Origin of the sequence: Kitasatospora sp. NPDC057518 (assembly GCF_042802075.1) — a bacterium.
In the GTDB taxonomy this organism is placed as follows: Bacteria; Actinomycetota; Actinomycetes; order Streptomycetales; family Streptomycetaceae; genus Kitasatospora.
Genome location: NZ_JBHVEU010000535.1, coordinates 1 through 5,548, shown reverse-complemented (window position 1 = coordinate 5,548; position 5,548 = coordinate 1). Strand labels below are relative to the sequence as shown.

Below are 5,548 nucleotides of genomic sequence, written 5' to 3'. Positions count from 1 at the left end.
CTCGGTGGCCGGTGGCTCAGCGGGCCGAGTAGTTCGGCGCCTCGACGGTCATCTGGATGTCGTGCGGGTGGCTCTCCTTGAGGCCCGCCGAGGTGATCCGGACGAAGCGGCCCTTGCTCTCCATCTCGGCGACGGTGCCGGCGCCGACGTAGCCCATGGTCTGGCGCAGACCGCCGACCAGCTGGTGCAGCACGGCCGACAGCGGGCCGCGGTAGGGCACCTGGCCCTCGATGCCCTCGGGGACGAGCTTGTCGTCCGAGGCCACCTCGGCCTGGAAGTAGCGGTCCTTGGAGTACGAGCGGCCCTGGCCGCGGGACTGCATGGCGCCCAGCGAGCCCATGCCGCGGTAGGACTTGAACTGCTTGCCGTTGATGAACATCAGCTCGCCCGGGGACTCCTCGCAGCCGGCCAGCAGCGAGCCGAGCATCACGGTGTCGGCGCCGGCGGCCAGCGCCTTGCCGATGTCGCCCGAGTACTGCAGGCCGCCGTCGCCGATGACCGGCACGCCGGCCGCCAGGCAGGCCTGGGCGGCCTCGTAGATGGCGGTGACCTGCGGGACGCCGATGCCGGCGACCACGCGGGTGGTGCAGATGGAGCCGGGGCCGACGCCGACCTTGACGCCGTCCACGCCGGCGTCGATCAGCGCCTGGGCGCCGTCCCGGGTGGCCACGTTGCCGCCGACCACGTCGATCCCGACGGCCGACTTGATCTTCGCGATCCAGGCCAGCGCGTTGTGGCTGTGGCCGTGCGAGGTGTCCACCACCAGGAAGTCCGCACCGGCCTCGACCAGGGCCTGGGCCCGGTCGAACGCCTCGGCGCTGGCACCGACGGCGGCGCCGACCAGCAGCCGGCCCTCGGCGTCCTTGGCGGCGTTCGGGTACTGCTCGGCCTTGACGAAGTCCTTGACGGTGATCAGGCCCTTGATCCGGCCCTCGTCGTCGACCAGCGGCAGCTTCTCGATCTTGTGGCGGCGCAGCAGGGCCATGGCGTCCACGCCGGAGATGCCGACCTTGCCGGTGATCAGCGGCATCGGGGTCATGATCTCGCGGACCTGGCGGGTGCGGTCCGACTCGAAGGCCATGTCGCGGTTGGTGACGATGCCGAGCAGCTTGCCCGCCTCGTCGGCGATCGGCACGCCGGAGATGCGGAACTTGGCGCACAGCGCGTCGGCCTCGCCCAGGGTGGTCTCCGGGCCGACCGTGATCGGGTCGGTGACCATGCCGGACTCGGACCGCTTCACCAGGTCGACCTGGTTGGCCTGGTCCTCGACCGAGAGGTTGCGGTGCAGCACGCCGACGCCGCCCTGGCGGGCCATCGCGATGGCCATGCGCGACTCGGTGACCTTGTCCATCGCCGCGGACAGCAGCGGGATGTTGACGCGCACGTTCCGGGAGACCCGGGAGGAGGTGTCCACCTGGTTCGGCAGCACCTCGGAGGCCCCGGGCAGCAGCAGGACGTCGTCGTACGTGAGCCCGAGCATGGCGAACTTCTCGGGTACGCCTGCGGCGTTGTAAGACATTTGGGGGGTACCTTCCGTGGCCGGCCTAATCCGCTCACGCCCTGAGGGTGGGGGCGCATTCATCGCTCACTCGCGCAGACCGCCGAAGCCGGGTACGAATAGGAGGATCCTCCAAGGGGACCCCGCGCGCACCCGTCAAACTTTGGCAACCCGCCCAGGCGCCGATACCCCATGGTACTGGCACCGCGAATGTGTCCTCGTGTGCCCTTGACAACAACCCCGCCCCGTGGATCATTCCGCCCGCAACCGGCGGAAACGGCACGCAACGGGAGGAGTGGTCAGGAGGACTCCTCCGCGAGCGCCCGCAGCCGGCTGAGCGCCCGGTGCTGGGCCACCCGGACGGCACCCGGTGACATCCCGAGCACCTCGCCGGTCTCCTCCGCCGACAGCCCGGCGGCCACCCGCAGCAGCACCAGCTCGCGCTGACGGGCCGGCAGGTTGGAGAGCAGCTCCTTCGCCCAGGCCGCGTCGCTGCTCAGCAGCGCCTGCTCCTCCGGGCCGAGCGCCTCGTCCGGCACCTCCGGCAGGTCGTCCTGCGGCACGACGGTCGAGCCGGGCCCGCGCATCGCGGCCCGCTGGAGATCGGCGATCTTGTGCGCGGCGATCCCGTACACGAAGGCCTCGAACGGGCGCCCCTGGTCCTTGTACCGGGGCAGTGCGCAGAGCACCGCCACGCAGACCTCCTGGGCGACGTCGTCCACGTGGTGGCGGGCCCCGCCGGGCAGCCGGACCAGCTTGGCGCGGCAGTACCGCAGCGCCAGCGGGTGGACGTAGGCGAGCAGCGCGTCGATCGCCGGGTTCTCGCCGCGCACCGCGGCCGCGACCAGTTCGCCCACCAGCGGCGAGCCGCCCGTGCCGAGCACCGGCCGGCGGCCCGGCCCGGTCCCACCGGCGGAACCGCCGGGTTCGGCGTACGACGGACCGTGGCCCGGACCGGAGGGCTCGGCCTCCACCGGGTCCGCCTGGCCGGTCGCACCGGCGACGTCGTCGCGCATCGGTCCATGGTGCCTGGTCGAGCGGGAAAACGCGGCACCGCGTCCGGAGTTGTGCACCGGAACGTTATGCGCTGCGGCACCGTCCGGCGTCCCGCGCACCACCGGCCCCTCCTGCACCGTGCCGCCTCCCGCCCCGCCGCCGTCGGCGGTCCCGTCCGTCGCGCCGTCCGCCGAGTGTCCTGCGGCTGCGTGGTTCGCCGCAGTGCCTGTCCGCTGGTCCCCGAGGTGCTCCACTCCTCCATGGTGCAACCTCGGGACCGTAACGTCACACGCCCGTGCGGCGCCCGCTCCGGGAACCTCCGGCGGCACGCCGCAACCGGCGGCGCCGCCGGTGGTCAGCGGACCAGGCCCCAGCGGAAGCCCAGCGCCACCGCGTGCGCCCGGTCGGAGGCCCCGAGCTTCTTGAACAGCCGTCGGGCGTGGGTCTTCACGGTGTCCTCGGAGAGGAACAGCTCGCGGCCGATCTCGGCGTTGCTGCGGCCGTGGCTCATGCCCTCCAGCACCTGGATCTCACGCGCCGTCAGGGTGGGCGCCGCGCCCATGTCGGGGCTGCGCAGCCGGCGGGGGGCGAGCCGCCAGGTCGGGTCGGCGAGGGCCTGGGTGACGGTGGCCCGCAGCTCGGCGCGCGAGGCGTCCTTGTGCAGGTACCCGCGGGCGCCCGCGGCCACCGCGAGCGCGACCCCGTCGAGGTCCTCGGCGACGGTGAGCATGATGATCCGCGCGCCCGGGTCGGCGGACAGCAGCCGCCGGACCGTCTCGACCCCGCCGAGGCCGGGCATCCGGACGTCCATCAGAACGAGATCGGAGCGGTCGGCCACCCAGCGGCGGAGGACCTCCTCCCCGTTCGTCGCGGTGGTGACCCGGTCCACACCGGGTACGGTCGCGACCGCGCGGCGAAGCGCCTCGCGGGCGAGCGGGGAATCGTCGCAAACGAGAACGGAAGTCATGACCGTCGTCCTCCGCAGCTGATCCGCGTCACGTTGAGCCTCCTGGCTGGTACGAACCTCTACGACACGGCCGATCGGCGACGGACTCCGCGGTGATCGCCCCAACCTGCCCGCGATCGTTCCCGACGTCCGGCGCCCGCTAACCGCCTCCGCACTTCCAACGACCGTCACTCGAATGAGTTACGGCCTTCGGGGCCATCTCCACCACTGTACGTGGCCAACCCATTACCGATCAGCCGCATCGCGGTGCACACGCCGCTCTTTTGCGCAGCTCGCGCGCGGTCGGCGTACGACCCGCACATCGATTCGGCACCCCGCGCGCCCGTCGACCACCCGATTGCCACGTCCGCGCCCGCTGGAGCCCCTTGCCCACTATGCCCGTTTTTATAGCTTTCGTATGGTCATTGACTGTTGTGCCAGTGTGTGGGTGACTTGTCCATGGAGTTGCCTTAAGTCATATTTCCAGGTGTCCACACCAGTGCATCGAAGCCCCGCCGCACCGCTCGGCAGCAGCCCCGCCGAACGCCCGGCCGACGGCCGACAGCCTCTGAAGGGAATGAGCCATGGCAGATTTCTCCCGCCTCCCCGGTCCCAACGCGGACCTCTGGGACTGGCAGCTCTCCGCAGCCTGCCGTGGCGTGGACAGCTCGCTCTTCTTCCACCCCGAGGGCGAGCGCGGGGCGGCGCGCAGTTCGCGCGAGGCCAGCGCCAAGGAGGTCTGCATGCGCTGCCCGGTGATCGCCGAGTGCGCGGCGCACGCGCTGGCGGTCCGCGAGCCGTACGGCGTGTGGGGCGGGATGACCGAGGACGAACGCGAGGAGATGCTGGGGCGCTCGCGGCACCGACTGGTCGAGGTTCCGCTGGCCCCGCCGGCGGTCGCCCAGCGGTAGACCCGTCTCCTTGAGCGCCGTGAAGAAACGTTTCTTCGCGGCGCTTCAGTCTTCTGGCTCACCGTACGTACCGGGCCCGGGCAACCCCGTCACCCACCGTCAGCGGTCGGCGGCCGCGCCCGACAGCCGCTCCAGCATCAGCGCCACGGCCGGCACATCGGCCAGGTCCGGGAGGGTCAGCGCGACCACCTGGCGCACCGCGGGCGCCCCGGAGGCCGTCCGTACCGGCACCGTCGACACGCCGTCAGGACGCACCGACCGCAGCGCCAGCCGGGGCAGCACCGCCACCCCGAGACCGGCCGCCACCAGGCCGACCACCGCCGGGTAGTCGTCCGTCGCGAAGTCGATCCGCGGCTCGAAGCCCGCCCCGGTGCACAGCTCCACCAGGTGCCCCCGGCACTGCGGGCAGCCGGCGATCCACTGCTCCTCCGCCAGCTCGGCCAGCCCCACCGCCCCGCCCCGCCCGGCCAGCGGGTGGGCGGCCGGCAGCACGCCCACCAGCGGGTCGTCCAGCAGCGGGGTGACCACCAGGTCGGACCAGTCGGTCCCGGCGGTCAGCTGCTGCGCCTCCAGGTTGGCCTCGGCCCGGGCCTCGCGCGGCGTGCCGTGGGCGGGCGCCGGAAGCGCGACGGCGCCGTCGGACTGCGGGTAGCGGAAGGCCAGCGCGATCTCGCACTCGCCGCCGCGCAGCATCGCCAGCGACTCCGGCGGCTCGGCCTCGACCAGCGACACGCGCACCCCCGGATGGCTGTCCCGCAGGCGGGCGACCGCGGGCGGCACCAGGGTGGAGCTCGCGGTCGGGAAGGAGACCAGCCGCACCCGTCCGGCCCGCAGCCCGGCGATCGCGGCCACCTCCTCCTCGGCGGCGGAGAGCCCGGCCAGGATTCCGGTGGCATGCTTGAGCAGGACCCGGCCGGCCTCGCTGAGCTGCATCCCGCGGCCCGAGCGGACCACCAGCGGGGTGTCCACCGACTTCTCCAGGGCCTTCATCTGCTGACTGATGGCGGGCTGCGTACACCCCAGCTCGCGGGCGGCGGCGGAGAAGGAGCCGGTGCGGGCGACGGCACGCAGAACGCGCAGATGGCGGGCCTCGATCATGCCTTAGTTATAAGGCAATCTTTGCATTCTGCAAAATTCTGCTGATAGTTGAAGCCTCAAGCGGAACCTCGGACGGAACGCCGGAGGCCCGGTCCGCTC

5 protein-coding genes are annotated in these 5,548 nt (G+C 72.3%); 1 reads left to right on the top strand and 4 read right to left on the bottom strand.

Annotated features, from left to right (window positions below; translation table 11 throughout):
* Nucleotides 1-16: 16 nt before the first annotated feature.
* From guaB to ACFU7Z_RS35345, 3 genes are all read right to left on the bottom strand, one after another.
* Complete coding sequence (gene guaB, locus ACFU7Z_RS35355; RefSeq protein WP_074003944.1) at nt 17-1,519, bottom strand: IMP dehydrogenase; 1,503 nt, start codon at nt 1,517-1,519, stop codon at nt 17-19.
* A gap of 278 nt (nt 1,520-1,797) precedes the next feature.
* Nucleotides 1,798-2,514, bottom strand: a complete 717-nt coding sequence (gene shbA / locus ACFU7Z_RS35350) for an RNA polymerase sigma factor ShbA (protein WP_074003945.1) — start codon at nt 2,512-2,514, stop codon at nt 1,798-1,800.
* A 335-nt stretch (nt 2,515-2,849) separates the two neighbouring features.
* Nucleotides 2,850-3,461, bottom strand: a complete 612-nt coding sequence (locus ACFU7Z_RS35345; protein ID WP_014136228.1) for a response regulator transcription factor — start codon at nt 3,459-3,461, stop codon at nt 2,850-2,852.
* Between the two features lie 563 nt (nt 3,462-4,024).
* Between ACFU7Z_RS35345 and ACFU7Z_RS35340 the strand changes: the two genes are divergently transcribed.
* On the top strand, nt 4,025-4,351 hold the full coding sequence (locus tag ACFU7Z_RS35340; RefSeq protein WP_049654358.1) for a WhiB family transcriptional regulator: 327 nt from the start codon (nt 4,025-4,027) through the stop codon (nt 4,349-4,351).
* A 99-nt stretch (nt 4,352-4,450) separates the two neighbouring features.
* Here ACFU7Z_RS35340 and ACFU7Z_RS35335 read toward each other — a convergent pair whose 3' ends face one another.
* Nucleotides 4,451-5,449, bottom strand: a complete 999-nt coding sequence (locus ACFU7Z_RS35335; RefSeq protein ID WP_380782092.1) for a LysR family transcriptional regulator — start codon at nt 5,447-5,449, stop codon at nt 4,451-4,453.
* Between the last annotated feature and the right edge of the window lie 99 nt (nt 5,450-5,548).

Bases quoted from the DNA above. Each gene is read 5' to 3' on its own strand.
- guaB (WP_074003944.1), bottom strand. From the start codon at position 1,519: ATGTCTTACAACGCCGCAGGCGTACCCGAGAAGTTCGCCATGCTCGGG.
- shbA (WP_074003945.1), bottom strand. From the start codon at position 2,514: ATGCGCGACGACGTCGCCGGTGCGACCGGCCAGGCGGACCCGGTGGAG.
- ACFU7Z_RS35345 (WP_014136228.1), bottom strand. From the start codon at position 3,461: ATGACTTCCGTTCTCGTTTGCGACGATTCCCCGCTCGCCCGCGAGGCG.
- ACFU7Z_RS35340 (WP_049654358.1), top strand. From the start codon at position 4,025: ATGGCAGATTTCTCCCGCCTCCCCGGTCCCAACGCGGACCTCTGGGAC.
- ACFU7Z_RS35335 (WP_380782092.1), bottom strand. From the start codon at position 5,449: ATGATCGAGGCCCGCCATCTGCGCGTTCTGCGTGCCGTCGCCCGCACC.